The organism is Streptomyces sp. NPDC091292 (genome assembly GCF_044757265.1).
Classification (GTDB): Bacteria; Actinomycetota; Actinomycetes; order Streptomycetales; family Streptomycetaceae; genus Streptomyces.
In genome coordinates, this window is sequence record NZ_JBIVUQ010000017.1 from 22,429 (window position 1) to 49,189 (window position 26,761).

General features: G+C 71.6%; 21 protein-coding genes and 1 tRNA gene. 8 read left to right on the forward strand and 14 right to left on the reverse strand.

Going from position 1 to position 26,761, the window contains the following annotated elements:
- Positions 1 to 43: 43 nt before the first annotated feature.
- Positions 44 to 1,312, reverse strand: coding sequence for a chloride channel protein (locus ACIQNU_RS33155; RefSeq protein ID WP_401373466.1), 1,269 nt, complete (start codon positions 1,310 to 1,312; stop codon positions 44 to 46).
- Between the two features lie 337 nt (positions 1,313 to 1,649).
- On the opposite strand from ACIQNU_RS33155, the gene ACIQNU_RS33160 reads away from it, so the two are divergent.
- Positions 1,650 to 2,456, forward strand: coding sequence for a helix-turn-helix transcriptional regulator (locus tag ACIQNU_RS33160; protein WP_401373468.1), 807 nt, complete (start codon positions 1,650 to 1,652; stop codon positions 2,454 to 2,456).
- A gap of 76 nt (positions 2,457 to 2,532) precedes the next feature.
- Here the strand turns inward: ACIQNU_RS33160 and ACIQNU_RS33165 are convergent, their stop codons facing one another.
- The gene (locus ACIQNU_RS33165; protein ID WP_401373470.1) at positions 2,533 to 6,300 is read right to left on the reverse strand and encodes a S8 family peptidase; all 3,768 of its coding nucleotides are present in this window, start codon (positions 6,298 to 6,300) and stop codon (positions 2,533 to 2,535) included.
- Here ACIQNU_RS33165 and ACIQNU_RS33170 point away from each other — a divergent pair.
- Positions 6,299 to 6,430, forward strand: a complete 132-nt coding sequence (locus ACIQNU_RS33170) for a hypothetical protein (RefSeq protein WP_401373472.1) — start codon at positions 6,299 to 6,301, stop codon at positions 6,428 to 6,430. The genes ACIQNU_RS33165 and ACIQNU_RS33170 overlap by 2 nt on opposite strands.
- 5 nt (positions 6,431 to 6,435) lie before the next feature.
- On the opposite strand, the gene ACIQNU_RS33175 is transcribed toward ACIQNU_RS33170, so the two are convergent.
- The 3 genes from ACIQNU_RS33175 to ACIQNU_RS33185 are packed head-to-tail and all read right to left on the reverse strand — an operon-like array spanning position 6,436 to position 9,873.
- Positions 6,436 to 7,812: a DUF2254 domain-containing protein gene (locus ACIQNU_RS33175; RefSeq protein WP_401373473.1), complete on the reverse strand. Its 1,377-nt coding sequence runs from the start codon at positions 7,810 to 7,812 to the stop codon at positions 6,436 to 6,438.
- Positions 7,813 to 7,817: 5 nt separating this feature from the next.
- Positions 7,818 to 9,563 carry a SulP family inorganic anion transporter gene (locus ACIQNU_RS33180; protein ID WP_401373475.1) on the reverse strand — a complete coding sequence of 582 codons (1,746 nt, stop codon included), beginning with the start codon at positions 9,561 to 9,563 and terminating at the stop codon, positions 7,818 to 7,820.
- Positions 9,564 to 9,573: 10 nt separating this feature from the next.
- Positions 9,574 to 9,873, reverse strand: coding sequence for a DUF202 domain-containing protein (locus tag ACIQNU_RS33185; protein WP_401373477.1), 300 nt, complete (start codon positions 9,871 to 9,873; stop codon positions 9,574 to 9,576).
- Between the two features lie 366 nt (positions 9,874 to 10,239).
- Here ACIQNU_RS33185 and ACIQNU_RS33190 point away from each other — a divergent pair, with 366 nt between their 5' ends.
- Entirely contained in the window at positions 10,240 to 12,147 is a 1,908-nt protein-coding gene (locus tag ACIQNU_RS33190; protein ID WP_401373478.1) for an alkyl/aryl-sulfatase, read from the forward strand.
- A gap of 133 nt (positions 12,148 to 12,280) precedes the next feature.
- Here the strand turns inward: ACIQNU_RS33190 and ACIQNU_RS33195 are convergent, their stop codons facing one another.
- Positions 12,281 to 12,781, reverse strand: coding sequence for a hypothetical protein (locus tag ACIQNU_RS33195; RefSeq protein WP_401373480.1), 501 nt, complete (start codon positions 12,779 to 12,781; stop codon positions 12,281 to 12,283).
- Between the two features lie 298 nt (positions 12,782 to 13,079).
- The gene (locus tag ACIQNU_RS33200; protein WP_401373482.1) at positions 13,080 to 13,937 is read right to left on the reverse strand and encodes a helix-turn-helix domain-containing protein; all 858 of its coding nucleotides are present in this window, start codon (positions 13,935 to 13,937) and stop codon (positions 13,080 to 13,082) included.
- A gap of 196 nt (positions 13,938 to 14,133) precedes the next feature.
- On the opposite strand from ACIQNU_RS33200, the gene ACIQNU_RS33205 reads away from it, so the two are divergent.
- Positions 14,134 to 15,078 (forward strand): alpha/beta hydrolase, encoded by a 945-nt coding sequence (locus ACIQNU_RS33205; RefSeq protein ID WP_401373484.1) that lies wholly within the window; start codon positions 14,134 to 14,136, stop codon positions 15,076 to 15,078.
- 262 nt (positions 15,079 to 15,340) lie between these two features.
- Complete coding sequence (locus ACIQNU_RS33210) at positions 15,341 to 16,414, forward strand: aldo/keto reductase (RefSeq protein ID WP_401373486.1); 1,074 nt, start codon at positions 15,341 to 15,343, stop codon at positions 16,412 to 16,414.
- Between the two features lie 1,106 nt (positions 16,415 to 17,520).
- On the opposite strand, the gene ACIQNU_RS33215 is transcribed toward ACIQNU_RS33210, so the two are convergent.
- Positions 17,521 to 17,594: transfer RNA gene (locus tag ACIQNU_RS33215), tRNA-Thr, on the reverse strand.
- Between the two features lie 216 nt (positions 17,595 to 17,810).
- Here ACIQNU_RS33215 and ACIQNU_RS33220 point away from each other — a divergent pair.
- The 3 genes from ACIQNU_RS33220 (at position 17,811) to ACIQNU_RS33230 (ending at position 20,402) form a co-directional block, all read left to right on the forward strand.
- Positions 17,811 to 18,947 (forward strand): ABC transporter ATP-binding protein, encoded by a 1,137-nt coding sequence (locus tag ACIQNU_RS33220; RefSeq protein ID WP_401373488.1) that lies wholly within the window; start codon positions 17,811 to 17,813, stop codon positions 18,945 to 18,947.
- A gap of 216 nt (positions 18,948 to 19,163) precedes the next feature.
- Positions 19,164 to 19,607: a hypothetical protein gene (locus tag ACIQNU_RS33225; RefSeq protein ID WP_401373490.1), complete on the forward strand. Its 444-nt coding sequence runs from the start codon at positions 19,164 to 19,166 to the stop codon at positions 19,605 to 19,607.
- Positions 19,608 to 19,670: 63 nt separating this feature from the next.
- A complete protein-coding gene (locus tag ACIQNU_RS33230; RefSeq protein WP_401373491.1) occupies positions 19,671 to 20,402 on the forward strand; it encodes an NDP-sugar synthase in 732 nt (243 codons plus the stop codon).
- 88 nt (positions 20,403 to 20,490) lie between these two features.
- Here ACIQNU_RS33230 and ACIQNU_RS33235 read toward each other — a convergent pair whose 3' ends face one another.
- From ACIQNU_RS33235 to ispD, 6 genes are all read right to left on the reverse strand, one after another.
- Complete coding sequence (locus ACIQNU_RS33235; RefSeq protein ID WP_401373492.1) at positions 20,491 to 22,173, reverse strand: DoxX family membrane protein; 1,683 nt, start codon at positions 22,171 to 22,173, stop codon at positions 20,491 to 20,493.
- 105 nt (positions 22,174 to 22,278) lie between these two features.
- Complete coding sequence (gene rlmB, locus ACIQNU_RS33240; protein WP_401373494.1) at positions 22,279 to 23,223, reverse strand: 23S rRNA (guanosine(2251)-2'-O)-methyltransferase RlmB; 945 nt, start codon at positions 23,221 to 23,223, stop codon at positions 22,279 to 22,281.
- Between the two features lie 57 nt (positions 23,224 to 23,280).
- Entirely contained in the window at positions 23,281 to 24,681 is a 1,401-nt protein-coding gene (gene cysS / locus ACIQNU_RS33245; protein WP_401373496.1) for a cysteine--tRNA ligase, read from the reverse strand.
- Positions 24,682 to 24,770: 89 nt separating this feature from the next.
- Positions 24,771 to 25,175, reverse strand: a complete 405-nt coding sequence (locus ACIQNU_RS33250; RefSeq protein WP_401373497.1) for a PPOX class F420-dependent oxidoreductase — start codon at positions 25,173 to 25,175, stop codon at positions 24,771 to 24,773.
- Between the two features lie 102 nt (positions 25,176 to 25,277).
- Positions 25,278 to 25,811 (reverse strand): 2-C-methyl-D-erythritol 2,4-cyclodiphosphate synthase, encoded by a 534-nt coding sequence (gene ispF, locus ACIQNU_RS33255; RefSeq protein ID WP_401373499.1) that lies wholly within the window; start codon positions 25,809 to 25,811, stop codon positions 25,278 to 25,280.
- The gene (gene ispD / locus ACIQNU_RS33260) at positions 25,801 to 26,559 is read right to left on the reverse strand and encodes a 2-C-methyl-D-erythritol 4-phosphate cytidylyltransferase (protein ID WP_401373501.1); all 759 of its coding nucleotides are present in this window, start codon (positions 26,557 to 26,559) and stop codon (positions 25,801 to 25,803) included. The genes ispF and ispD overlap by 11 nt, the downstream gene beginning before the upstream one ends.
- Positions 26,560 to 26,761: the final 202 nt, after the last annotated feature.

A 26,761-nucleotide genomic window follows, 5' to 3' on the forward strand; every position in this document is an offset into this window, starting at 1 on the left:
CCGCCGCCCCCCACCGTCAGCCCTCCCCCGTCACCTCTCCCCGTCAACTCTCCCGAAAGGGCGGGACATCCGGCCCCGTCGGCAGCAGCTCGGTGACCACGAAGGACGTCACCGCCGCCAGGATGATCACCGGAAGGGCGTCCGTGTGGCCCACCAGCAGCGCGACCAGCACCACCGAGCTGACCGGCAGCCGCAGCGCCGCCACGGACGCCGCCGCCATGCCCGCGGCCATCGCGGGCACCACCCCGTACCCGGGCAGCGGCGCCAGCAGAGCGCCGGCCGCGCCGCCCAGGAACAGGGAGGGGAAGATCGGGCCACCGCGCAGGCTGCCCAGGCACAGGGCGTACGCCGCGCCCTTGAACGCCAGCACCGCGATCAGCGCGCCGACCGGCCAGGAGCGCGGGTCCTTGGCGAGTTCGGCGAGCGCCGTCTGCCCGGACAGCGCCGCCTCGGCGGGTGAGCGGCCCGTCGTCACCGCGTACAGCGAGACGCATACCGCCATGGCCGCCGCGCACGCCGCGATCACCGGCAGCGGACGGGCGGCGGCCGACACGGCGGTGCGCCGCCCGAACACCAGCACGTAGTGCACGGCCGCCCCGATGGCGGCGGCCATCAGCACCGACCAGACCACGTCCCCGGTGTCCAGTTGCGGCGGCTCGGGCAGCCCCAGCTTCAGGCTGCCGACCTGCAGTCCGGTCCAGCGGCCGAAACCGGTGAACACGATCGACCCGACGCCACTGGCCAACAGGGCGGGCAGCATCACGGCGACCAGCCGCGCGCCGCCGAACCCGGCGGCCTCCATCAGCAGGATCGCGCCCACCAGCGGGTTGCCGAAGATCGTCGAGATCGCCGCGGCCGACCCGGCGGCGCCCATCAGCGCGGTGCTCGCCGGCGTGGCCGGCGGCCGTACCAGGCCGCGGAAGAACAGGGCCAGCCCGCCGCCGAGTGCGATGAGCGGCGCCTCCGGGCCGAGCACCACGCCCCACGGCAGGCAGCAGGCGGCGGCCAGCACGACGCCGGGCAGGGCGGCCTTGGACGCGCCGCCCGGCTGGAGCCCGGCAGCCGGTACGTGTCCGCCCCGGCCAGGCAGGTACCGCACCGCCAGGATCACGCCCACCGCGGGCACCACGGCCATCGGCAGCGGCCACCACCACGGCGGAGTGCCGTACGCGAGGGCGTGCGGCCAGGTGACCCAGACGATGTGTTCCAGCTCGTGCATACCGGCCAGGAACCAGAACGCGAGCAGCGAGACCGGGATGCCGATGATCCCGCAGTACACCAGGTCCTTCAGGTAGCCCGGTCGGCGCAGCATCTCGCGCAGGGGGACCTCCTGCGGATTCCGCGGCGCGGGTTGCACGGGGTTCGCGGGGCTGGGGGGCTCGGCGATGGTGGCACTCCTCGTGGCGGGGCCGCCGGTTGCACGAGGGACGTTCGGCGCGCGCCCCCGGGGCGGGCAGCAGACCCTACCCACAGGGTTGGTGCCGCTCCGCCCGCCACACCCACGTCCACACCCACCACCACACCCACCGCCACGGCCCAACCCCCGTTCGGCCCACCGCCGGGGCCGGCAGCCATGTGGGCCGTCACCGGCGGGGCCTGTCCGTGGACGGCCTGTGCTGCCGGCGGGGACATGCACGACACTGTGCGGCATGCCGTCCGACCCAGGAATACCGCCGTCAGATCCGTACCCGCCGCACCCACCGCTCCCCGCGCTCACCCGGCTCCAGGAGGAGCTGCGCCGTGCCGAGGCGACCGTCACCGGGATGCTCGAAGCCGGCGAGCGGCAGCACCGGCAGCAGCAAGGGACGCTGATGGCGGGGCTCGTGGAGTTGGTGGAGGGACGGGAGGCTCAGCGGCGCAGGCTGCTGGAGTTGGAGCATGGTGCGCGTTCGACCTTCGTCGGGTGCCAGTCGGGAGCCAACCTGGTGGCTCCGGTGCCGTCGACCATCATCGATCCGCAGATCGAGCCCCTGCCGGGGGGTGCGCGTACCGGATTGGCCGGTGTGGACTACCGCAACCTGGTGGACCGGGACTTCCTGACCGAGCCGGCCGCCCTGCGGGCCCTGGACAAGCGACTTGAGGAGGGCCAGCAGGTCCGGGTGGTGGATCATCCGCTGACCAAGCTGGTCGTGGTCGACGACCGCCTGGCCATGGTGCGGTTGAGCCCCGAACGGTCGATGGTGCTCAAGCCGCCGCTGGTGATGCTGGTGAGCGAGCTGTTCGAGGCGCACTGGCGGCGCTCGCGCCCGTACCTGCGCGAGGAGGGCGATCTGGGCCCGGCCGACCAGCGGATCCTGCAGTTGATGCTCTCCGGGCTGACCGACGCGGCGACCGCCAAGCAGCTCGGCACGTCGCCCCGCACCGTGCAGCGCAGGCTGCGGGTGCTGATGGACGCGGCGGCCGTGTCCTCCCGCGTTCAGTTGGGCTGGTACGCCGTGCGCAACAACTGGGTGTGATCCCGGGACCCCCGGGACCGCCGGGCCCGAAGCTCCGACCCGGATCGGGCCGGAGCTTCGGGGAGTCCCGTTGCGGCTACTTCAGTCCGAAGGCCCGGATGACGTCCTGGCCGACCGTCAGCCCCCCGGGCGCCTGGGCGGTGGCGCGCAGCGAGACGAAGCCGCCGGTCCGGCGCGGGGTGTCGAGGTTCGCCGTCCAGCGGCCGTCACCCGCGCGGCGCAGGGCCACGGGCTGCCAGGTGGTGCCGTCGTCGTAGGACACCTGGAGCGTCGCGGCGGTCGCGGAGACCCCGCTGGGGTGGACGGCGGCATCGAGACCGAGCGTGGTCCTGTGGCCCGCCCGGACGCCGTTGGCCAGGTCGGTGTCGACGTCGTAACCGAGGTTGAGCAGGTCGAGCGGTTTGCTGCCCGACGTGCCGGACGGGAACGGAGCGGTGGTGAAGCCCCATTCGGTGCGGGTGCTCGTCGAGGTCTTCCACAGCGAAGCGTCCCGGGAGCCCTGGACGACGAGGCGGTAGTCGCCGGAGGGCTGGCCGAAGACGACGTTCGCGGTGGAGGTGGCGGAGCGGACCAGGGTGTCACCGCGGTAGAGGGCGCTGGTACCGCCGCCCGGTGCGGTGTGGCCCGTGCCGCCGCCCGACCAGGCGGGCACGACCCAGCGGATGGTGCCGGTGCTGGAGTAGGAGGACGTCTGGTACGCGTCTCCGAACCGCGGGGCCTGTACGGGGGCGAACCACTCACCCGGATAGGTCCGGCCCGCCCGGTAGGTTTCGAGCCCGCTGCTCTCCTGCAGGCCCGAGCCGAGAGCGGTGGTGTGCTGCTCGAACCAGGTACCGAAGCCTGCGGCGACGGGAGTGACGTAGTCGGCGCTGGTCGCGGGGTAGGACTCCGGCTCTTCGAGGCCGACGCCGCGGCCCCACGCGGGCACGAAGTAGCGGTTGCCCGAGCCGGGCGTGGCCGCCGGGGAGTGGAAGCGGTTGTCCACGCGGGCCAGATCGCGCACGCGCGGGACGTAACGCAGGGAGCGGTCCGGGATCGCGCCGTCGTACGCCTGGACCAGGTCGTAGCGGTAGTCCGGGAACCGCTGCTCGCGGACGGTGAGGACGCCGTGCCCGGACTCGGCCTCGGAGATGAGCCGTTGGCCGTCGCCCGTCATGACGGCGGCGATGGTCAGTCCAGTACCTGACGGGAACTTCTCGTAGAGCAGGCCGCGCTTGTCGTTGACGGTGATGAGCATGGCGGCGCCCGCCGCCGCGGCGGCCTGGGCCCGCTCGGCGGGCGGGACGGCGCCACCGCGGTCGACGACGACCGCCTTGCCCTTGGCGTCCAGGCCCGCGTAGTCGCCGGCCGCGCCCGCGCCGGCGTAGACGGTCCGCAGCACCCGTTGTCCGTCCCGCGCGGTGGTGCCGAGCTGGCCGTGCAGTGCCACATCTCGGCCGGTGCCGGTCCTGGCGTCGAGGTTCTTCTGCCGCATCCGCCAGTGGATCATCAGCTTCTGCTCGCCGAGAGTGGGCGCATCGGAGGGTGCCGCATAGACCGAGTCGTAGATCGCCCCCAGTTGGACCGTGGTGTCGAAACCCAGGCCCGAAGTGCCGCCGCCGCGCGGGAAGGAGCGGTGGTAGTCGATCACGGTCTGGGTGGTCTCGGACTCGCGCGGCGGCACGGCGGTCGCCTGGTGCACGGCGCTCGCGTCCAGGCGGACTGTCGTATCGGCGGTGAGTTTCGTCTCCGGCGCGGTGAGCAGCGCCAGCCCCTGGGAGTCGGGGGTGTCCCCGGGGACGTCCAGGAAGTCCCACGCGGTGTACGTGTTCGGCGGCAGGCGCAAGGTGGACTGACCGTCGACGTCCACCGCGACCGGCGCCGACGCGCCCTCGTAGGAAAGCAGGACGGTGTCGTGGGCGGGTTTGCCGTCGCGGCCGGTCAGTTTGATCGTGTAGTCGTACAGCTCCCTCTCCTTGTGGAGCGCGAAGCCGGAGTGGGCGGCGACCTCGCCGGTGGCGGCGTCGGTGGCCACGACCTGCCCCGAGTACGTGGTGTCCAGCGAGACGGCCGACGGGTCCAGGACGAGCGTCACGTCGGCAGCGCCGCCCGCCGGTACGGTCACGGTCGTCGCGGACAGGGTGGCGGCGGCAAACGGCTTGTCCAGGGCCAGGTTCAGCGTGACGTCGGCGCCGCCGCTGTTGCGGTAGGTGAGGGTCCGCCGGGCGGGCTGTGCCGCGGTGTGGGGCCACCGGAACACGGCCTCCCGTACCGAGCCGGTGGCCTCGACGGTGCCGGTGACCGCGGCGGCGACGTCGACGCGGCCGGTGCCCATGGAGTACGGGGTGTACGCGCTGAGCTGCCGGGAGGTGGACATCAGCGCGTCCTTGAGCTGCCGGCCGGTCCAGTCGGGGTGGCGCTCCTTGAGGAGGGCGGCGGCGCCCGCGACGTGCGGGGTGGCCATCGAGGTGCCGCTCATCGTCCGGTACGGGCCGTCCGTCCACCCGGGGACGGACTGCGAGGCAGCCGCGGTGACGCCCACACCGGGTGCGGAGATGTCGGGCTTGAACCCATAGGAGCCGGTCAGTGGGCCCTGGCTGGAAAAGGAGGCGCGTACGTCGTTGCCGTCGACCGCGGCCACCGTCAGCGCGGCGGCGGCCGAGCCGGGCGCGCCGATGGTGCCCTTGCCGCCGGTGTTCCCGGCCGCGACGACGTACAGCGGGCCGCCATCGGCGGACAGCGCGTCCACGGCCTGCGACAGCGGGCCGTCGCCACCGTCGCCGTCCGGGGACCCGAGGCTCATCGACACGATGTCGGCACCCCGCTCCTTGGCCCACTCCATGCCCGCGATGACGGCGGAGTCGGCGCCGGAGCCGCTGTTGTCCAGCACCTTGCCGACGAGCAGGCTCGCGCCCGGCGCCGCGCCCTTCTCGACTCCGCCGGACGCGGCGCCGGTTCCGGCGATGGTGGAGGCGACGTGCGTACCGTGGCCGTTCCGGTCGTCGACCGCCTCGCCGGGCACGAAGCTCTCCTCCGCGACGACCTGGCCCACCAGGTCGGGGTGGTCCTCGTCGATACCGGTGTCCAGGACCGCGACCTTGACGTCCTTGCCGTCGTAGCCGCTCGCCCACGCCGCGGGCGCGCCGATCCGGGCGACGGAGTCGCTGAGGGTGGCCCGCACCCTGGCGTCGAGCCACAGCTTGCCGCCACTCGCGGACCGGGCAGTGCCGCCGGCGCCGAGGCTCGCCTCGACGTCCTGCCAGAAGGTCCGGGCCCGCCGGGCGTCCGCCTTCATGGCCGTGCCCTTGATACTGGGCAGGTCCCGTATGTGTTCGGCTCCGCGAAGTGCGGCGGGGGCTTTGGCGGACGCGGACCGGGCCTGCGACGCCGGGGTCCCGATCACGGGAATGCCGCCCGAGCGGGCGTCGTCGTAGCCCATCGCGATCAGCGCGGTGACGTCGAACAGCCGCGGGTCCAGCCGGTCGGCCGCCAGCAGGGGCTCCGCCTCGGCCGGGATCACGTAGGTGTCGTCGCCGTAGCTGTGCACCTGTACGTTGCCCGTGGCGCCCGCGGGCCGGTCGATGGTGACGATGTCGTTGCTTCCGGGCAGGTCCGTGTAGTGCACGACGTCACCTGTGATCAGCGTGATGTCGTAGCTGGGCGCGAGACTCTTGTCGTCTGTTGCTGTCGCTGTTGGTCTTGCTGTCGCTGTTGGTCTTGCTGTCGCTGTTGCTGATGCCGTTGGCCTTGCCGTGGCGGAGTCGGCGGCGGTTGCCGGGGTGGCCGGCAGTGCGAGCCCGCCTCCGAGCAGCGCCGCGACCGCGGCGGCGACCGGCGCGGTCCTGCGTCTGAATGTCGAGGTCATGCCGCGTGTCTATCGGCCGGAGATCCTCAACACAGCGCTGTTCGTTGACGAGATCTCGTCACGTCGCCAACTCGCCACGGCGACCCCGGCACACCACCTCGTCACGCTAGTCACGCTCGTCACGGCGTGAACGGTTCACTCGGTCGGCCCGGGGCGGGGTGCCGGTCCGTCGTCGGTGGAGGCCGGGCCGCCGAGGCCCTGGGGGTCGGGTGTGGTGGCGGTCGCGGTCATGGCGGGGTCCGCAAGAGTGTGTGCCGAGCGGTCCAGCATGCCGCGGTAGGCGGTGAGGGCCGCGATCCGCGCGGGCGGGACGGACCGGGCGAGGGTGTCGAGGAGGGCGCGCAGGCGCCGTTGGACCTGGAGCGAGTCGGAGCCGTAGTGGAGGATCTCGGCCAGCGCGAGGTCGAGGATCTCGTCCCAGCCGGGGCGAGGCACGGTGAGGCGGGCGGTGCCCTCGCGGTCGTGGAACGTCGCGGTGCCCAGGGGGCGGGGCGCGAGGCGCAGCAGGACGGCTTCGATCTGGTCGAGGGACTGGACGGCCGTCGTGGGGTCGTTGACGGCGGGCGACAGTGCGCGGATCGCTACGTCGACGAGGAGGCGCAGGCCGTAGGCGGGGTCGTGGTCGACGTGCCGGGAGGGGCCGAGGCGCACCGCGCGGGTCAGGCGGCGCGCGGCGCTCCTGGGCACGGTCCGCGGGGTGGTGTGCGGCGAGTTGGTGTCCAGTGGGGTGGTGTCCAGTGCGGTGACGCGCAGGAGGGGGGCGCCGGGTTCGACGAAGCTGCCGACGGCGGTCAGGCAGGTGACGTGCACGCCGTGGCGTGCGGCGACCTCGACGATGGCCGGTGCGTCGACGTTCTGGACGACTCCGCTGCGGGGCGCGGTGAGCGTGGCGGGATCTCCGGGTCCGGGGCCGGGGCCGGGTCCGGGTCCGTTCCGCGCCGTGGCCGGGGGCTCCGGAGACTCCCAGACGCTGTCCAGCACCGAGTGGACCCGCAGGCCGACGGCCCGCGCGAGGCCGCCGCCCGTGACCACCTCGCGCAGACCGGCGAGGGTGGCCAGGGTCGCGCCGGTGGACAGTACGACGAAGACGATGGCCAGCGTGACGGACAGGCGCGGCACGTGCTCCGGGCTGACCTGCGCGAGGACCACCAGGGCGTAGACGGCGGTGCCGGTGAGCGCGCCGAACAGGACCAGGGAGTGCTCGAAGAAGCCGAGGAGGCCGGCGAGCCGGGGCGAGGTGTTCTGCACGGACTGGATGACGAGGGTGACGGCCGTCAGGACGAAGCCGGTGAGGGTGATGATGCCCGACGCGATCGCCCCCAGGGTGGCCTGGGCCGCGCCCGTGTCGTAGGACAGACCGCCGAGGGGGTGGCGGCGTTCGATGTGCGGCAGCCACCAGCCCAGGAGTACGGCGCCGATGATGAGGGCGACCGCGAGACCGCGGTTGGGCCAGGCGGCGCGCGGCGAACGGTAGGTGCGCTGCCGTTCGCGCCGTGACGGTGCGTCGCGCATGGGGCTCACTCCTGCCCTGGCCGGGCATCGGCAGCCGCCCGCAGGGCGTCGTCGACGGTGGCGTGGACCGCGGCGGGGCCGAGCCGGGCGGCGAGGGGGTGGCGGGCGAACTCGCCGCGGGCTGCGGCGCGCAACTCCGCCAGGTGCAGGACGCACCCGCGCCGGTCGAGCGCGTCGCGGAGTTCGTCCAGGACGTCGAGGACGGGGACGCCGAGGTGGTACGTGGAGCCCAGGTCCAGGACGACGGTGTGCGGCGCGGGTTCGGCCGCCGCGGCGAGGGCGAGTACGTCCTTGCGGATGCGGTCGCAGTTGCCGAAGAAGAGGGCGCCGTCGGGGCGGGCGACGAGGACGCCGGGTGTGGTGATGGCGTCCGGATGCCGACTGGTCTCGCCGTAGAGTCCGCTGGTCTCCCCGTAGAGTCCGCTGGTCTCGCCGTACAGCCCACTGGTCTTGCCGTTCGGCCGGCTGCCGGGGAGCCGCCCCAGGACCGCGACGCGGATGGTGCTCGCCGAGGCGATGAACAGCACCAGGGACAGTGCGACGGCCAGCAGCAGACCGGGCAGCAGGTCGAAGAGCAGCACGCCGAACAGGGCGGTGAGCGCCACCCACATACTCGCGGAATCCGCCCGCGCGTAGCGGCGCAGCTGGTCGGTGGAGAGGAAACCACGGACGGCGACGATCACGATCGCGCCGAGCACCGGTTCGGGCAGATCGGTGAAGAGAGGGGTGAGGAACGCGCCGGTGAGGAGGATGAGTACGGCGGCGATCAGCGAGGCCAGCCGGGAGCGGGCACCGGCCGCCTCGGCGGCGGCGCTGCGCGAGGCGCTGCCCGAGACGGTGAAGCCGCGGAACAGCCCGACGCAGATGTTCGCCGCCCCGACGGCCGCCATCTCCCGGTCGGCGTCGACCTCGTCCCCGTGCTCGCGGGCGAAGCGCGAGGCGATGCTGAACGCCTCCGCGAACACCACCAGGGCGACACCGCAGGCACCACCGGCCAGGTGCCACCAGTCGGCGGCCGGAATGCCCGGCAGGTGAGGGACCGGCACGGCCGCCGGGATCGGCCCCACCACCTCCACGCCGTGGTCCTTCAGCTCGGCCGCCGCCGACACCACCAGCGCCACCACCAGCACGACCAGGGACGCGGGAAGGCGCGGTACGTAGCGTTCCAGCGCGAACAGGGCCACCAGGGCCGCCCCGCCGACGGCCAGCGACGCGAGCGACCAGTCGGGGAGCTGCCGCAGCACCGTCCACAGCCGGGGGAAGAACTGCCCGTCGCCGCTGGACGTTCCGACGATCTTCGCCGCCTGCCGTACGACGATCGTCAGGGCCATGCCGAACAGGAACCCGTAGAGCGCGGGCTCCGCAAGGAAGTTCGTCACGAACCCCAGTCGTGCGAGGCCGGCCGCCAGCAGCACACCGCCGGCGATCACGGCGAGCGCGGCGGACAGCCCCACCGCCTGCTTCGGATCCGAGCTGATGTCCGCGACGGTCGCCCCGGACAGGACCGCCGCCGCCGAGGTCGCCCCGATGATCAGGAACCGGGAGCGGCCCACCAGGACGTACACGACCAGGGCGACCGGGGCGGCGTAGAACGCGTTCTGCGGCGGCACCCCCGCGATCTGCGCGTACGCCACGCACTCCGGCACGATCAGTGCCCACGCGGTGGCCGCTCCCAGCGCGTCGCCCCGTACGCTCGCGCCGTTCATGGCGTTCATGCCGAGCAGCGACCGCAGGCGGTCCGCGGCGCTCATGACGCGGCACTCATGACGCGGTGACGATGACCGCGACGACGAAACCGGCGAGCACCAGCAGGGCCGTCATGAGAACGGCGGGCCCCGCGGCGTGGCGCAGCGGCCGGCCTTCGCGCATCCGGAGCTGGCGGGAGCGCCACTGGGCGTATCCGGCGACGGTGACGGTGCCGGCCAGGGCCACCAGATAGCAGCCCAGGGCCAGTCGCAGGGCGCGCGGCGTGACGTCGGTGAGTTTGACGACGGCGAACGCGGCGGCCAGGAAGGCCAGCGCGGTACGGGACCAGGCCAGCAGGGTGCGTTCGTTGGCCATGGTGGCCCGGTAGTCGGGTTCCTTGCCGCGCTTCCACCAGGGCCCGCGCCCAGAGCCGCCCTCCCGACCCCGTCCCCCACTCTGTCCCCCGCCCTGTCCCTCGCCCCGGTCCTCCACCCCGTACTCCGATCGCCACGGCCAGAACGTTTCCCAAGCTCCACGGGGCGCCCCGGGCCCGCCACCTGGCAGACCCACCTGAGTGAGTGACCTCAGGCACCGGCTGCCTCGAACGGACCAGGCCCGCTCGTGGGGCAGCGCTGTCCGGGTGAGGCTGGCCGAGGTGGTGCCGGTCGGGCATCGGCCGGCCCGATGCCCGCAGGAAGCAGCAGCAGAAGAAGACGAAGAAGAAGGAAGAAGGAGACCGCGATGCCGCAGCACAGCGAACCCGGGCCCGCCCAGCCCGCCATCGGCGGCGCCAACCGGAAGGCGGCGTCACACCTCCCCTTCGACGACACGCAGGACTTCGACGACGTGCGCCGTGGCTTCGTCGGGACGGCATCGGACCCTCTGATCAAGGACGCGGACGGGCGCGCGGTCTGGGACCTCGACGCGTACGCCTTCCTGACCCAGGACTGCCCGGACACCGTCAACCCCAGCCTGTGGCGGCAGAGCCGACTGTGCGCCAACCACGGCCTGTTCGAGGTGGCCGACGGGATCTACCAGATCCGCGGCTTCGACCTGTCGAACATGACCCTCGTCGAGGGCGAGCGCGGGATCCTCGTCATCGACCCGCTGCTGTGTGCCGAGACCGCCGCCGCGGGCCTGGCCCTGTACCGGTCGCATCGCGGCGACCGGCCGGTGACGGGCGTGCTGTACACCCACAGCCACGCCGACCACTTCGGCGGCGTGCGGGGCGTGGTGACCGACGACGACATCAGCGGCGGCGTACCGGTGTTCGCGCCGCGGGGCTTCCTGGAGCACGCCATCAGCGAGAACGTGTACGCGGGCACCGCGATGAACCGCCGCGCCGCGTACATGTTCGGAGCGGCTCTGCCCAAAGGCGCGCGCGGGCAGATCAGCACCGGCCTGGGGCAGACGCTCTCGACGGGGTCGGTCGGACTGATCCCGCCCACGCGGGACATCACCCGCACCGGGCAGGAAGAGACCGTCGACGGCATCCGCATGGTGTTCCAGTTGACCCCGGGCACCGAGGCGCCGGCGGAGCTGAACATCCACTTCCCCGACCACGCGGCACTGTGCATGGCGGAGAACGCCACGCACAACCTGCACAACCTGCTGACGCTACGGGGCGCCGAGGTCCGCGACCCACGGGTGTGGGCGCACTACCTCACTGAGGCGATCGACCTGTTCACCGGCTCGTGCGACGTGGCGTTCGCCTCGCACCACTGGCCCACCTGGGGGCGCGAGCGCGTGGTGCGGTTCCTGTCCGAGCAGCGGGACCTGTACGCCTACCTGCACGACCAGACGCTGCGCATGATCAACCAGGGCCTGACCGGCGCGGAGATCGCCGAACAGCTGGAGACGAGCATGCCGCCCGCCCTGGAGCGGGCCTGGAACACGCACGGCTACTACGGTTCGGTGAGTCACAACACCAAGGCGATCTACCAGCGCTACCTGGGCTGGTTCGACGGCAACCCGGCCCACCTGTGGGAGCACCCGCCCGTCGAAGCCGCCCGCCGGTACGTGGAGTTCATGGGCGGCGCCGACCAGTTGCTGAGCCGGGCCCGGCAGTCCTTCGCCGACGGCGACTTCCGCTGGGTGGCCCAGGTCGTCGACCACGTGGTCTTCGCCGACCCCGACAACGCCGAGGCCCGCGCCCTCCAGGCGGACGCCCTGGAGCAGCTCGGCTACGGCAGCGAGAACGGCACCTGGCGCAACTTCTACCTCATGGGCTCCCTGGAGCTGCGCGACGGTTCGGTGGGCACGCCGACCGCGACCACGTCGCCGGACGTGCTGGCCGCGCTGACGCTGGACCAGCTCTTCGACGCCCTCGCCATCCGGGTCGACGGCCCGCGCAGCTGGGACGCCGACATCTGCGTGCGCTGGAACATCCGGAACCAGGACCCCGTCACGCTCCGCCTGCGCAACGGCGTCCTCACCCACGTCACCGGCAAGGGACCGGCCGCCGCCGACCCCGATGTCGAGATCGCCCTGGACGAGGACACCTTGCGCGCCGTACTTCTCGGCACGGTCCCACCGTCCGACCTGGCCACCCACCCGGGCGTGACGCTCACCGGCACCCCCACCAAACTCACAGAACTCCTGAGCCACCTCGCGGCCCCCGACCCGGACTTCGCCATCGTCACCCCCTGACGAAACGATCACGGCGAAGGTAAAGGCCCAGGTCAGAGATGTCTGACCTGGGCCTCACGCGAGCCCCCGGCGGGCAGTCTGACGGTGAGCGAGATTTCATCGGTGCCTCCACGCAGCTCGATGACGAGCTGGGTCAGCTCGAACAGGTGCCGAAGAAGTGCTTCGGGGCCTGGGCCAGATTCATCTCAAGGAAGGGCAGCGCGTCCAAGATGCCCATGATGTTCTCGGCCGGCCCGGCGGGTTCAGCCGCGTCTGTTGCCCTTCGGCCAGCTCTGGTAATAGGTGAGCTGCTTGCGTTCGACACCACGCATCCGGCGGTCGCAGAAACGTGCGAGGGTTCCGGAGACCAGACCCGCGGCTGGGTTCCAGTCGTGTCTTCGTGGCGCCCTTCGCCGCCTTGGCCGGGTTGGGGTGCCGGTAGTGCTTGGCGGCGTACCCGGGGGATGTCGAACCGCTCGTGGTTCCTCTTGCGTCCACGTGCATCGAGTTCCAGTCGGCCTGACTCGACGTCGTAGAAGTGGCAGACGATCACCCAAGCCTCGGGCAGGGCGCTCTTGCTGTTGTGGAGTTGACGCATCAAGGACTGGCGCGGATCCTGCTGGTCCTCCGTCGATGTCCGGCCCATCCAGGCCACTCGTACCTCACCATGCAGGAGGGGGGCATACCGAAGGGAGAGCGGGCCAGGTCCGACAGTTCCGACCCGCCGCCGATACCGGGAAGTACCCGCCCGTCCGGCGCCGGCGTGGCGCAAGGGGTCCAGGACGGCCACCCGGGGCCATGAGCAAACACCGGGCACCCCGCTACGACGTCGGCAGAACCGTCAAACGCGCCGAGACCCTCAAGGCCATCGGCAAGCCCGGAAGATCTTGGTGGCCAGGGAACAAGCTCAGCAGCGGCTCAGCGGTGCTACCCCCGCCCCTTCGGGCCCGGTGTCATGCCCGCTTCCCGGCCCATTGGAGGAGGAAGCGCAGGGCATGGCGGGATTCGGTGTCGTGGCCTGTGTACGTGGCGAGGAGTTGGTCGCGGGCGGTGTCGACGGAGAGTTGCTGAACGTCGACGGTGAGGCTGCCCGCCGTGGGGTGGTGCAGGCGTTTGACCAGTTGGCGGGGGCCCGCGACCTGGTAGTCGGCCCACCAGCGGCGGAAGTCGGGGTCGCGGTCGTTCAGTTCGGTGACCAGGGCGGTGAGGTCGGGATCGTCACGGTGGTGGCCTGCTTCCTGGCGCAGCACGGCCACGCATTCCCGGGCCACTCTCGGCCAGTCGACGTACAGGGACCTGAATCCGTCGTCGAGGAAGGTCAGTCTGACGATGTTGCGGTGGGGTACCGGTAGTGCCTGGAAGTCACCGAGCAGGGCGGAGGCCGCGCGGTTCCAGGCCAGGATGTCCATGCGGCGGTGCAGGACGACGGCGGGGATGTCGTGCATGTCGTCGAGGAGTCCGCGCAGTTGCGGGGCCACGTCGGGGCGGCCCGGGGCACGGGCGGGGGTGTCCGTGGGGACGTCGGCGAGGCTGAAGAGGTAGTCGCGTTCGTCGGGTGTGAGCTGTAGGGCGTCCGCTAGGGAGTCCAGGACCGAGCGGGAGATCCGCCGGGTGCGGCCCTGTTCGAGGCGGACGACGTAGTCGAAGCTGATGTGGGCGAGGTGGGCGAGTTCCTCGCGGCGTAGGCCCGGTACCCGGCGCAGCCCCACGTCGCCGGGCAGGCCGGCCTGTCCCGGGTCTGTGGCGGCGCGCCGGGCGCGGAGGAACAGGCCCAGTTCATTGTGGTGGGCGGGAGTGCTGCGGTCGGCCATACCGCCAGTGTCCGTCCGCCCGGAGCCGGCTGCCTGGTACTGGCTTCCATAGCTTCCCCGGTCTCTGGAACACCCCCGGCAAGGCGGTGAATCTGGATGTGTGACCGGCTGACCCGCCCGGATCCCGCAGCCCGCGGGAAGTGGTCGGCCCGGCCGGTCCGGAATCCTGACCCGTCTTGTGCAAGGAGCATCAGCGATGCGTACCGACGTCACTTTCGACAGCGCGGGCCTCAAGCTCGCCGGACATCTCTACACCCCCGACCAGCCCGCCGACGGCCCGCGTCCCGCAGTCGTGGTCTCCCACCCCATGACCGGCGTCAAGGAGCAGACCGCCGGCCTGTACGCGGAGCGGCTCGCCCGTGAGGGGTTCGTGGCCCTGGCCTACGACTCGGCGCACTGGGGCGAGAGCGAGGGGCAGCCGCGGTTCCTGGAGAACCCCTTCCAGCGCGTCGAGGACATCAAGAGCGCCGTCACCTTCCTCACCACCCGCGACGAGGTGGACCCGGACCGGATCGGTGCGCTGGGGATCTGCGCGGCCGGCGGTTACACGGTCGCCGCGTCCGCGACCGAGCACCGGATCAAGGCCGTCGCCACGGTCAGCGCCGCCGACGAGGGCAGTTGGTTCCGTGACGGTCTGGCCGGCGGCCAGAGCCCGGCGGAGCTGAGCGCCCTGCTGGACCGCTCCGGCGCCGCCCGCACCGAGGAGGCGCGGACCGGCGAGGTGGCGCGGATGCCGATCCACCCGGACAACCCGGAGCGCGGGGACGTCAAGCGGAGCCTGACCCGGCATGTGTACGAGGGCTGGGAGTACTACCGCACGCCCCGCGCCTTCAGCCCGCGCACCGAGAACTACTTCGCCCTGCGAAGCGTCGATCTGCTCACCCAGTTCGCCCCGTTCCAGCACGCCGGCCTGATCTCGCCCCGCCCACTGCTGATGATCGCCGGTACCGAGGCGATCTCCGACTACTTCAGCATCGACGGCATCAAGCAGGCTCGCGGGCCCAAGGAACTCTTCTGGATCGAGGGGGCCAGCCATGTCGACCTCTACGACCTGGACGAGTACGTGACCCCGGCGATGGTCAAGCTGACCGACTTCTTCACCGCCGGACTCACCCAGGACAAGGAGGCTCCCGCCGCCTGACCAGCCGTGTCCCGTGCCCCGGGCGCCAGGCCCAGGGCACGGTACCGCCGCCCCCGCTCCCTGGACGCCGCCGCGTACACCCTGGTCCGACGAAAGGCATGGCCATCTTCCGGGCCGGGCCCATCGTCGAAACAAACGCGTTATGGATTCGGGAGAGTGCGGGTGCGGAATTCCGGCATGGGTTACGGGGAGAATCGGACATGGCCGGCGCCAGAGAAGCCCGCGGTTTCCGAATGAACGGCGCCCAAGAAAGGGGAAAGAGATGCCCACGAGCATGGATTCCTATCGCACCCTCGGACGCAGCGGACTGCGGATCAGTCCGCTCACGCTCGGCGCGATGCTCTTCGAGGACACCCGGCGCGGCTGCGACCGTGACACCGCGTTCGAGATCATGTCCCGATTCGTGGACACCGGCGGCAACATGATCGACACGGCGAACAGCTACGCGGAAGGGCGTTCCGAGGAGACAGTGGGCGCGTTCCTCGCCACCCGCCCCGGGCTGCGGGACCGGCTGGTCATTTCCACCAAATTCGGCAACAGCCTGTTCCCCGGCGACCCCAACGGCGGAGGAGCGGGCCGCAAGGCCCTCATGCGGCAACTCGACGGCTCGCTGCGGCGGCTGGGCACCGACTACGTCGACCTGTACTGGCTGCACGGCTACGACCAGCACACGCCGCTGGAGGAGACGGTCGCCGCGCTCGACGACGTGGTCCGCGCCGGCAAGGTCCGCTACGTCGGCTTCTCCGACGTGCCCGCCTGGGCCATCGGCCGGGCCGCGACCATCGCCGAACTGCGCGGCTGGGCGCCCGTCGTGGCCCTCCAGCCCGAGTACTCGTTGCTGGCCCGCACCGCCGAGAGCGAAATGCTCGGCGTGGCACGCGAGCTGCGGCTCGGTGTGACGCCCTGGAGCCCGCTGGCCGGGGGCGTCCTGTCCGGCCGCTACACCCGCGACGGGGGCGCCCCCGAAGGCTCTGGCCGCACCGCCGCCCCGACCGTCCGGACCCTGCTGTCCGAGCGGACCTTCCAGGTCCTGGACGCCCTCGGCGAGATCGCCAAGCGCCAGGACACGGACGTGGCCGCGGTCGCCCTCGCCTGGGTGCTCCAGCAGCCGCTGATCACGTCCCCGATCGTGGGCACGCGTACGGTGGCCCACCTGGAGGGCGCCCTACGGGCCCTGCCCGTCACCTTCACCGACGAGGAACTCATCACCCTGGCCGAACTGACCACCCCCACCTTCGCCTTCCCCTATCCCTACCTGGGCGGCGTGGCGCAGCTTCAGCAGGCCGGAGCGACGGTGAACGGCGTCACGTCCACGCCTTTCACACACACCTCGTAGAAACCCATTCCCCGGGGTACCGCTTTCGGAGCACCTCGGGGAATGACATGTAACCCCGCAAACGCGGATTCACCCCTTCAACCGCAATGGACATCTGCACCGGGCTGTAATTTCCACGGCGGCAGTGTTGCAGGCAGTACCTTGTCCTTCTCTTACGCCGGCCTGGTGACGGTGGAGGCGTGAGCTGCTCTGGCTGCTGGCATACAGCGGCAACGTCAGTGAACTGATCCTGGCGCCCGCGCTGGTCGCGGCAGGCATGATTGCCGCCTCCTGGCTCTGGGCTGCACAGCGTCGGCCGTACCGCCACCTGGCACCCGCCGTGGTGGCCGCCGCCGCCACCGTGAGCGCCTTGGCCGTCCACCCGCTGGGCTACGCCGAAACCAGGTGCTGTCACTTGTCGCCTCCAACGCCGTCCCCAAAGACATCCCCAGGTGCGCTCACACGGGGCCTTGGCCCGGCGGCTTCGCCTTGGGGCCGATCAGCGTCCGGCTTTCACTCACGGCGGGAGCCGACCCCGGCGTCGTATCAGCCGGCTTCGCCCCCGACAAGGTACGCATCGCCGAGCAGGTACGCCGCCTTCCGCAGGAGGCTCAGCTCCCCGTCCCCGTGGTGGTCGGCGGTATCACTGGGCATCGGCATGGCCCGCAACTTCCTTGGCTACCTTGGCCTCGCTCTTCTCCTCCAAGTTCTCGCGGGTGCCCGGTTCGCCTCTGCGGTTGTGTCGCTGTTTCCGATTCTGTGCTCTGCCTTCGGCATCAGATACGGCACGCCAAGTGTCTGGGCGTGGCCTTTGCACGAACCCTCTTCCCGATCGGCCCTGACACAGGCCGGCATTCTGCTCGCCATCGGCCTCACCGCGTCGGCAGGTCCCCGGCGTTTGCCTCGGATGTCCGGTTGATCATGTGATGCCGTAGAGGGCGAGGAGGCGGTGGCGTTCGATGTGGGCTCGGCGCTCGGCAATCACCCGCCCGCCCACCGCACGCCTGTCCACCGAATGTCCACCGGTAGCGATCACAGCTCCCACGGAGCGCCGCCCCGCCACCGCAAAATGATCACAGAACGGATAAAGGCCCAGGTCAGACACCGTCCGACCTGGACCCCACAAGAGCCCCCTGTCGGATTCGAACCGACGACCTTCGCTTTACAAGAGCGGCGCTCTGACCAGCTGAGCTAAGGAGGCGTTGCCGAGCAGTGTACCCAGTGCCGCGCGAGGTCCCGACGGGAATTGGGTCGAAGTTCACAGGGTCCCGGCTACTGACAGATCGGGTGAACGGGAGGTAGCGTCCGGAGTCAGTTCACCCAGGTGGACTACACCACTGCGGAACACCCCGCGGTGGTCACCTTCTTTACTCGGATCGTCCGGCACGTTCCTGCCGGTGAAGGGGGCTTCACAGCCATGGCAACTGTCACGTTCGACAAGGCGACCCGGATCTACCCGGGCACCGAAAAGCCCGCCGTCGACGGCCTGGAGATCGACATCGAGGACGGCGAGTTCCTCGTCCTCGTCGGCCCGTCCGGCTGCGGCAAGTCGACCTCGCTGCGCATGCTGGCCGGCCTGGAGGACGTCAACGGCGGCGCCATCCGCATCGGCGACCGCGACGTCACACACCTCCCGCCGAAGGACCGGGACATCGCCATGGTGTTCCAGAACTACGCGCTGTACCCGCACATGACCGTCGCCGACAACATGGGCTTCGCCCTGAAGATCGCCGGCGTCAACAAGGCCGAGATCCGCAAGAAGGTCGAGGACGCCGCGAAGATCCTCGACCTCACCGACTACCTCGGCCGCAAGCCGAAGGCGCTCTCCGGCGGTCAGCGCCAGCGTGTCGCGATGGGCCGCGCGATCGTCCGTGAGCCGCAGGTCTTCCTCATGGACGAGCCGCTGTCGAACCTCGACGCCAAGCTCCGCGTCTCGACCCGTACGCAGATCGCGTCGCTCCAGCGCCGCCTCGGCATCACCACCGTGTACGTCACCCACGACCAGGTCGAGGCCCTGACGATGGGCGACCGGGTCGCCGTACTGAAGGACGGTCTGCTCCAGCAGGTCGAGTCGCCGCGCAACATGTACGACAAGCCCGCGAACCTCTTCGTCGCCGGCTTCATCGGCTCCCCCGCCATGAACCTGATCGAGGTCCCGATCACCGACGGCGGCGTGAAGTTCGGCAACTCGGTCGTGCCGGTCAACCGCGAGGCCTTGTCCGCCGCGGCCGACAAGGGCGACACCACCGTCACGGTCGGCATCCGCCCCGAGCACTTCGACGTCGTCGAGCACAACGGCGCCGCCGCCAAGTCCCTCTCGAAGGAGAGCGACGACGCCCCGGCCGGCCTCGCCGTCCGCGTGAACGTCGTCGAGGAGCTGGGCGCCGACGGCTACGTCTACGGCACCGCCGAGGTCAACGGCGAGCAGAAGGACCTCGTCGTCCGCGTCGGCGGCCGTGAGGTCCCGGACAAGGGCGTCGAGCTGCACGTCGTGCCGCGGCCCGGCGAGACCCACGTGTTCTCCACGTCGACCGGCGAGCGCCTCTCCGACTGAGCCTCCAACAACACAAAAACGTACACAGGGCCACGCAGCCCTCGGGAGCCCCGCGCACACCGCGCGGGGCTCCCGTACGTTGTCGACAAATACCCCGGCACAGCGGGGCATTTCGAGCAGTGTGCGTCAACACCCGCGAAGAAAAGGACGCGTTGCCGTCCCTCTCCCGAGTGACTAAATGTCGCCAAATCATCACTGACCGCTACGCTCTCCCGCGTGACGCCTTCGCACTCCTACAAGACGCAGCCGCGGCGCGGCCCCGCCCGCCGTATCGGCCGCACCCTCGCCTTCGTCCTGCCCGTCGTCCTGGTGCTCTCGGGCACCCTCGCGGTCACCAGTGTGAACTGGTCGGGCAACTCATCGGACTCGGTGCTCACCGCCTCCGCGGAGAACGTATCGAGCCGGGCCAAGTCCCGCGCACCGCAGGACGTCCTGCGCGACCGACTGCTCCTGGAACTCCAGGAGAAGAACCCGGGCGTGGCCCTGACGCACCTCCAGGAGGAGATCAACCGCAAGCCCTCGCTGGCCGCGCACTGCGTCTCCATCGCCCGCGCCCTGGGCCGCGCCGCCGTCCGGACGTACGGGCCGGCCCGCGCCCAGTCGTACGCCCGCCCGGTCTGCGACACCTCCTTCGCCACCGGAGTCGCCGCCCAGGCGTGACCCCCACGGCACCGGCACGGAACCTCAGCGAGCCGGTCCGCACGTAACCCGTACAGTTCGGGCATGACCGATCCGAACGCCCACGCGCGTCCGACGCAAGCCGTGGTCCTGGCAGGCGGCCAGGGCTCACGGCTGCGCCCGTACACCGACGACCGGCCGAAGCCGATGGTCGAGATCCCCGGCACCGGGACCCCGATCATCGGCCATCAGCTCGCCTGGCTCGCCGAAGAGGGGGTGACGGACGCGGTCGTCTCGTGCGGCCACCTCGCCGAGGTGCTCCAGGAGTGGCTGGAGGCGGCGGATCTCCCCCTGCGCGTCACCACGGTCGTCGAGAAGGAGCCGCTGGGCCGCGGCGGCGGACTCAAGTACGCCGCCGCGCACCTGCCGCACACCGACCGGCCCTGGTACGCGACGAACGGCGACATCTGGACGCGCTTCTCGCTGCGCGAGATGGCCGCCTTCCACGCCGAGCGCGACGCGACGGCGACACTGGCCCTGGCCCGCCCCCGTATCCCGTGGGGCGCCGTCGAGACCGACACCTTCGGTCACATCACGGACTTCATCGAGGCCCCGCCGTCCCCGTACCTCATCAACGCCGGTGTGTACGTGTTCTCGGCCGCCTTCACCGAGCTGCTGCCCGACCGCGGCGACCACGAGCGGACCACCTTCCCGCGCCTGGCGCGGCAGCAGCGGCTGGCCGGCTTCCCGCTCCCGCAGGGCGCGTACTGGCGGGCCATCGACACCGCCAAGGACCTCACGGAGGCGTCGAAGGAACTGGCCGCCGCCCGCTCCTGACCACGCACCGGGACACAGAACGGGACACAGAGGAGGGGCCCGGCACGCACACCGCGCGCCGGGCCCCTCCCGTCATCCGTCCGACCCGTCAGCCGCCCCCACCGATCAGGCCGCCCACCAGACCCGGCTTCCGCCCGGAGTCGCCCCCGGAACCGCCCGATCCGGTGCCGCCCCCGGTGGAGCCGCCCGACCCCGTACCGCCATCGGTACCGCCACTCGTCGCGGGCCCGGCACTCGTCGCCGGGGCCTGCTGCGGCGGGGCCGTCTGCTGGGGCGGCGCCTGGCCCGCGGTGCCCTGGGTCTGGCTGGGCTGCTGCCCGGCGCTCGCCGCGCCCGCCGTCTCCCGCGCCGCCGCCCCGGGCGTCTCCGCCGCCTTGGAGGGACCAGCGGTCGCGCCGCCCTGCTGGCCCTGTGTCGGCGTACCGGACGCCGACGGGCTCTGGCTGCCCTCGCTGCTCCGACCGGGCTCCTGCGGCAGCGGAGAGCCGGGCAGTTCGTTGCGCGGGGCCTCGCCGGGACCGGGCACGGTGACCCGGTCCGCGTCTCGTACAGCGCCGCCGAGCAGCGAGCCGACGAGCAGCGTCACACCGACCACGACGGCCGCCACGAGCGAGCCGCGCCGCAGCACGCGCCGCCGCAGCTCCCACAGTTCGGCGCGCGGCCCGAGCGTCCGCCACGCCTCCGACGCGAGCCGTCCGTCGACCGAGTACACCGGGGCGCCCGCGATGATCAGCGGGGACCAGGCGGCCAGGTAGATGATGTCGGGCGCGTCGTACGCCGGTACGGTCTTCCAGCTCACGGTGAGGATGAGCGCGGCCGAGAGCAGCGCGCCCACGACGGCCGCGACCCGCTGCCAGAGTCCGAGCACCGTCAGCACACCGACGATGACCTGGAAGAACGCGATGCACAGCCCGGCGCCGACCGGGTGCTGGAGCGCGAAGTCACGCAGCGGCTCGGCGAGCGCCCAGGGGTGCAGCGAGTTGAGCCACTTGACCATGGAGCCGCGTTCGCCGCCGTCGAAGTAGACGGGGTCGCACAGCTTGCCCATGCCGGCGTAGATGGAGATGAAGCCGAGGAAGACGCGGAGCGGGAGGAGCACCACGCCCAGGTTCATCCGGCGGCCCGGATAGTAGGCGTGCCGGACCGGGTCGGCGCCGTGTCTGCGGGTGGTGGGCTCGTCGCCCGCCTCGTCGAGTGCGTAGGAGTCGCCGTCGAAGGTCCGGAACTCGTCGGTCCGGTCGGTCCGGTCGGTCTCGTAAGGGAGTTCGTCGTAGGCGCTGCCCGCGCTGCGCATCTGCGCCGGGAGCAGCCGGGTCTCGGGGCCCGCCGCGCGGTAGGGCTGGGAGAGGCCGGGGGTCTCGACGGTGTCGTCGAAGTCGATCCGCGGGATGACCTGCGTGGCTCCCCCGTCGGCTGCCGCCTCGCCGTCCGCGTGGCGCACGCTGCTGCCGCGCACGGCCTGGAGGAGTCCGGTGGCGCCGGGGTCGCCAGGGGCTGACCGGCCGCTCCAGACGACGGGGGCGCGGCGGCGCGCGCCGACCGCGCCGGCGACGGGGGTACGCGCGGTCTCCCCGGCGGCGCCCTGGTGCCGCGCGATACGCGGGGACCGGGTCTGCGGCGCGGTGGGGAGCTGCACGCGGAAGCTCGCATGATTGACGATGACCTGCGCCGGATCGCTCGGCACCTTCACCATGCTCAGCGCGGGAGCGTCGTCGAAGCCCGACGAGCGGTCCCCCGTGGGTGTGCGGGGTGTTCTGGTGTCCACACTCATCTAACCGAGTGACGCGAGGTTTGGACACTGCCTTGACCCGGCCCAAATGTCCGGGCCGCGTCAAAGGATCACCAGAGTCCCGACATCTGGGGATGTACCCCCAGTTCAGGCCCGTCGCCGCGAGGCCTCGTACAGCACAACTCCCGCCGCCACGCCCGCGTTCAGCGACTCCGTGCCGCCCGGCATCGGGATGCGGACCCGGAAGTCGCAGGTCTCGCCCACGAGTCGGGACAGGCCCTTGCCCTCGCTGCCGACGACGATGACGACAGGGCCGCCGAGCGCGGCGAGTTCACCGACCTCGGTCTCTCCGTCGGCGGCGAGCCCGACGACGGTGATGCCCGCCTTCTTGTACGCCTCCAGGGCCCGCGTCAGATTCGTCGCGCGCGCCACCGGCGTACGGGCCGCGGCACCGGCCGACGTCTTCCAGGCGCCCGCGGTCATCCCGGCGGCGCGCCGCTCGGGTACGAGGACGCCGTGGCCGCCGAACGCGGAGACGGACCGGACCACGGCACCGAGGTTGCGCGGGTCGGTGACGCCGTCGAGGGCGACGATCAGCGGGTCGGCGCCCTCGTCGTACGCGGCGCTCGCCAGGTCCTCCGGGTGCGCGTACTCGTACGGCGGGACCTGGAGGACGAGGCCCTGGTGGTTGAGGCCGTTGGTCATCCGGTCGAGTTCGGGCCGGGGGGCCTCCATCAGGTGGATGCCGCCGCGCTCTCCGGCGAGCTGGAGCGCTTCGCGGACCCGCTCGTCGTTGTCCACGAACTGCTGGACGTAGAGCATCGTGGCGGGCACGCCCTCGCGCAGCGCCTCGACGACCGGGTTGCGGCCGACGACGAACTCGGACGTGCCCTTGCCGCCGCGGCCCTTCGGGGTCGCGGTGCGGCCCGTCGCGCGGCGCGCCTTGGCCTGCGCGGCGCGCTGCTTGGCGTGGCCCTTGCGCATCTCGGCGGGCGGAGTCGGGCCTTTGCCTTCGAGTCCCCTGCGCCGCTGGCCGCCACTGCCGACCTGCGCGCCCTTCTTGCCGGACATGCGGCGGTTGTGAGCGGCCATGACCTACCTGTTCTCTGAATTCTCTGGAAATTGACGATCTGACGATCTGGGTGTGGCTCAGCGGGGGCCGAGGGTCCAGCGCGGGCCCTGCGGGGAGTCCTCGATGACGAGTCCCGTCTGGTTGAGCTGGTCGCGGATGGCGTCGGCGGTCGCCCAGTCCTTGCGCGTACGGGCCGACTCGCGCTGCTGGAGCACCAGGCGTACGAGAGTGTCGACGACGCCGTGCAGATCCTCGCCCCGGTCCGTCTCACCGGACCACCGCGGGTCGAGCGGGTCGAGCCCGAGGACACCGAGCATCGCACGGACCTCGGCGAGACGCGCGACGGCGGCTTCCTTGTCGTCGGCGGCCAGCGCGCTGTTGCCCTGCCGGACCGTGGTGTGCACGACGGCGAGCGCCTGCGGCACCCCGAGGTCGTCGTCCATCGCCTCGGCGAAGGCGGGCGGCACCTCGGCGGCGGCCGGTACGGTCTCCCCGGCCTTCTCGGTGACGCGCTGCACGAACCCTTCGATCCGCGCGAACGCCGACTCGGCCTCGCGCAGGGCTTCCGGGCTGTACTCGATGGTGGAGCGGTAGTGCGGGGTGCCGAGGTAGTACCGCAGGACGATGGGCCGCCACTGCTTGAGCATCTCGCTCACGAGCACCGAGTTGCCCAGCGACTTGGCCATCTTCTCGCCACTGATCGTGACCCACGAGTTGTGCACCCAGTACCGCGCGAACTCGTCGCCGTACGCCTTGGCCTGCGCGATCTCGTTCTCGTGGTGCGGGAAGATCAGGTCGATGCCGCCGCCGTGGATGTCGAAGGCGGGGCCCAGGTACTTGTGCGCCATGGCCGAGCACTCCAGGTGCCAGCCGGGGCGGCCCCGGCCCCACGGGGTCTCCCAGGACGGCTCGCCGGGCTTGGCGGCCTTCCACATCGCGAAGTCGCGGGGGTCGCGCTTGCCGGTCTCGCCCTCGCTCTCCGGCTGGAGCAGGTTGTCGAGTTCCTGGTTGGAGAGCTGGAGATAGCCGGGGAACGACTTCACGTCGAAGTAGACATTGCCCTCGGACTCGTAGGCGTGGCCGCGCTCGATGAGGCCGCGCATCATCTCGACCATCTCGGTGATGTGGCCGGTGGCGCGGGGCTCGTAGCTGGGCGGGAGGCAGCCGAGCGCGGCGTAGCCGTCGTTGAACGCGCGCTCGTTCTCGTAACCGATCGACCACCACGGGCGGTGCTGCTCCGCCGACTTCCGGATGATCTTGTCGTCGATGTCGGTGACATTGCGGATGAACGTGACGTCGTAGCCGCGGTACTCGAACCAGCGGCGCATGATGTCGAAGTTCAGCCCGGACCTGATGTGCCCGATGTGCGGGGCGGCCTGCACGGTGGCGCCACAGAGGTAGATCGAGACACAGCCCGGGGTGAGCGGGACGAAGTCACGGATCTGCCGGGCGCTGGTGTCGTACAGGCGAATGGTCACTCCTCAAGGGTAGTGGGCGCAGGGCAGTGCCCCGCGACCCTTGGGCCGGGGGGCACTGATTCGTGACCGGGGCGCGCGGGCGGGCGCGGTCAGATCCGGCCGACGACCTTGCGGGGAGTGATGCGCACGACGACCCGCTGACCGTCCTCGGCAGCCGCCGGGTTGAACTCGGCGTACGGCTTGCCGGTGTACTTCAGCGACAGCTCGTCGATCAGCTCAGGACCGCCCTCGGTGGTGAGCGTGGCGGTGCCGCGGATCTCCGCGTAGGTGTACGGGGCGTCGAAGGGCTGGACGACGACGCTGACGCGCGGGTCGCGCCGGAGGTTCAGTTCCTTGCGGCGCCCGACGGTGGTGGAGAAGAGGACGTCGTCCCCTTCCCGCTTCACCCAGACCGGCGACACCTGCGGACTGCCGTCGGGCTGAAGGGTGGCGACCGTGATGAACACGGGGGTGTCGAGAAGTGTCTTGAGCCCATCGGAAAGCGAGGCGGACATGGTGGCCTTTCTTGGCGTACGAAGTTCCAGGCGTACGAAGTTCCCGCGCCCGATCCTGCCGCGCCCCCGATTCGGGGCCGCACATTTCGGCCTCCGGCCCTGTCAGCCCGTCGGATGCCGGTGGACCACCAAGGCCGTCGCGATCGCCGCCAGACCTTCCGCCCGGCCCGTGAGGCCGAGGCCGTCCGTCGTGGTGCCCGAGACGGAGACCGGTGCTCCGGCGGCCTCGCTCAACGCCTTCTGGGCCTCGTCGCGCCGCTTGCCGATCTTGGGGCGTACGCCGATGACCTGGACGGCGATGTTGCCGATCTCGAAGCCTTCGGCGCGGACGATACGGGCGGCCTCGGCGAGCAGGGTGGTGCCGGACGCGCCGGACCACTCGGGCCGTGACGTGCCGAAGTGGGCGCCGAGGTCGCCGACGCCGGCGGCCGAGAACAGGGCGTCGCAGGCGGCGTGCGCGGCGACGTCCCCGTCGGAGTGCCCGGCGAGCCCGTACGTCTCGTCGGGCCAGAGCAGGCCCGCGCACCACAGCTCGCGGCCCTCCTCGAAGGCGTGCACATCGGTGCCGACGCCGATCCGGGGCAGCGGCGGCGCCAGCGGTGTCGCGGGGTTCGTCGCGGGGATGTCAGTAGCCATCGTTCGCCCTCCTGCGGGCCAGGACCGCCTCGGCGAGGACGAGGTCCAGCGGCCGGGTCACCTTGAACGCCTCTTCGTGCCCTGCCACGAGGACCACGGGCTCCCCCATGCGCTCCACGAGCCCCGCGCAGTCCGTCGCTCCCTCGCCACCGACGGTGACGGTGGCGTGCGCGCGGACGAGCGTGTCGTGGTCGAAGCCCTGCGGGGTCTGCACGGCCCGCAGCCGGGCCCGCTCCGGCGTCGCGACGACCGGCTCGGGCTCCCCCTGCGGACGCGGCTCGATCTCCTTGACGGTGTCGGTGAGCGGCAGCGCCGGTACGACGGCGGGGGCGCCGTCGCGTACGGCGTCGATGACCGCGTCGACCGTGTCGACCGGCACCAGCGGCCGGGCCGCGTCATGGACGAGGACGATGCCGATACCGGGCGGCAGCGCGTCCAGGCCGAGCCGTACGGACTCCTGGCGGGTCTCACCGCCGGGTACGACAAGAAATTCGGTGCGCTCGGGCAGCGTGTTCGCGTCGAGGAGTGCCTTGACCTCGGGCGCGCCGTCGGACGGCGCGACGACCACGACCAGGGACACGGACCGCGAGGCGGCCATCGCGCGCACCGCGTGGACCAGCATCGGAGTGCCGCCCAGCGTGCGGAGGGCCTTGGGGGCGCCGGGGCCGAGGCGCACGCCCCGGCCGGCGGCGGGGATCACTGCCGCGGTGCGCGGGAGCGGCGGTGACGGGCGCGAATCGTCAGACATCGGTTCCGTTCAGGTTTGTTTGCTCGGCCGACATGGGTATGGCCACAGCGTGCCGGGCGCGACACCTCGACCGAACCCTTCCGTGACACGGTCGAGTGAGCGTCCGGGCCCGGCACACAGCCGTCACTCGGCGGGTGCCGCGGGGTCACGATCCGCACCGTGACACACCAGCGCCGTGGCAGGTGTACGAACATGCCGCAGC